At 69.4% G+C, this 1,695-nt stretch carries 2 protein-coding genes; both read right to left on the reverse strand.

What is annotated here, in order from left to right:
- The coding region (locus DQP56_RS25855) for a hypothetical protein (protein ID WP_435673911.1) at positions 1–171 on the reverse strand (171 nt) is incomplete at its 3' end.
- A gap of 5 nt (positions 172–176) precedes the next feature.
- On the reverse strand, positions 177–1,695 hold a 1,519-nt coding region (locus DQP56_RS24130; RefSeq protein ID WP_114475797.1), incomplete at its 5' end, for a beta-ketoacyl reductase.

The following is a 1,695-nucleotide window of genomic DNA, read 5'->3' on the forward strand; positions in this document are numbered from 1 at the left end:
ACCCGGCAACCGACAACCCAAACCCACCACCGCGATCGGCTCGGTATCACCGGCCTCCGCCACCGCCAACCGCGCCGTCAAATCATCAATCTTGCGCAGCGCCTCAGCGACAATCGAACGACGATCCGGCCCCCCAGCCGATTCGGCCCTCCCGGCCGACGCGGAACCTATCTCGCTCAACTCAACCTCTCCGAAAGCTGCGCGAGCAGCTCGTCATCGCTCATGTCGTCATAGGCGTCGGCGCTGTCCTGTTCGGCGGCCTCGGCCACCTCCGGCAGGATCGTGGCCAGGTATCCGGTCAGCGCGTCGATGGTCGGATAGTCGAATACGACTGCGGCCGGCAGAATTTCGCCGAGGCTGTCCGACAGTGATCGCTGCAGCGTCACGCTCATCAGCGAATCCATGCCGGAGGCGAAGAATCCGGCCGTGGGGTCCAGCACGTGGCGCGAGGCCAGGCCCATAGCGGCGACGACCTGCATGGTGACGTGGTCGTGCAGCAACCCCAAGCGCTGCTCGGGTTCGGCTTCGGCCAGCGCGCGGCGGAACTCGGTGGTGACCGGCGCGGATCCGTCGGCGGGTTCGGCAACGGTCAGCAGGTCGTCGACGATGTGCAGTGCCGCGCGGGTGCGGTAGGCGGTGGCCAGCCGTGGCCAGTCCGCCGCCACCACGGTGTGCCGCACCGCGCTGTTCGCGCCGATCACCAGCGGCAACGCCCCGATGGCCACGTCGTCGCTCATCGGCTCCAGCCCGGACTCCACGGTCACCTGGCGTTCGATGTCGGATTGGGTGTCGCTCAGCGACTTCCACAGCCCCCAGTTGATCGCGGTGGCTGGCAGCCCGGCCGCACGACGAGCGTAGGCGAAGGTGTCCAGGAAGGTGGTGGTCGCGGTGTAGTGCGCCAGCCAGCGCGATCCGGTGATTCCGGAGATCGACGAGAACAGCACGAAGTGGCGCACCGGGTGCCGCAGCGACAGCTTGTGCAGCACCGCGACCACGTCGAGCTTCGGCCGGAACATGGCGGTGACGTCGTCGTCGGTCATGTCGCGCAGTGTCACCGGCCCGCCCGCGAAGGCGGCCACGTGGATGCCCGCTAGCGGCGGCAGGTCGGCGCCGAACCGGTCGAACAACGCGCTCATCGCGGTCTCGTCGGCCGCATCGGCGGCCACCGTCACCAGTGTCGTTCCCGCCAGTTCGGCCGCCAGCTCGTCGAGTCGTGTCCCCGGGTTGCGCGACACCGCGACGATGGTCTTGGCTCCGCTGGCCGCCAGCTGTCGAACCAGCTGCGGTCCGATGTTGCCGGTGGCGCCGATCACCAGATGGCAGCTGTCCGGGTCGAATTCGACCGGTGCGGCGGCACCGGTGGGCCGGGCCTTGCGCAGCCTCGGAACCCGGCGGACACCGGCCCGGTAGACGATCTGGTCCTCGGTGTCCTCGGCATCGGCTTCGGCGAGCAGGTACCCGGCGACCAGCGACGCCGGAACCGACTCGTCGACGTCGATGACCCGGCCCCAGATCTCGGGATGTTCCAGGGCCAGGCTGCGGCCCAGCCCCCACAGCACGGCATGCGCGGGGTTGGCGCGGTCGCCCTCGCCGACAGGTTGGGCGTTGCGGGTCAACAGGAACAGCGTCGCCGGGGCCGGCTGGTCCAGCATGGCCGCGGCAAGCCGCCGTGCCGCGTTGAACGTGTCGTAGGCC

The organism is Mycolicibacter senuensis (assembly GCF_003284925.1).
Lineage (GTDB): Bacteria > Actinomycetota > Actinomycetes > Mycobacteriales > Mycobacteriaceae > Mycobacterium > Mycobacterium algericum_A.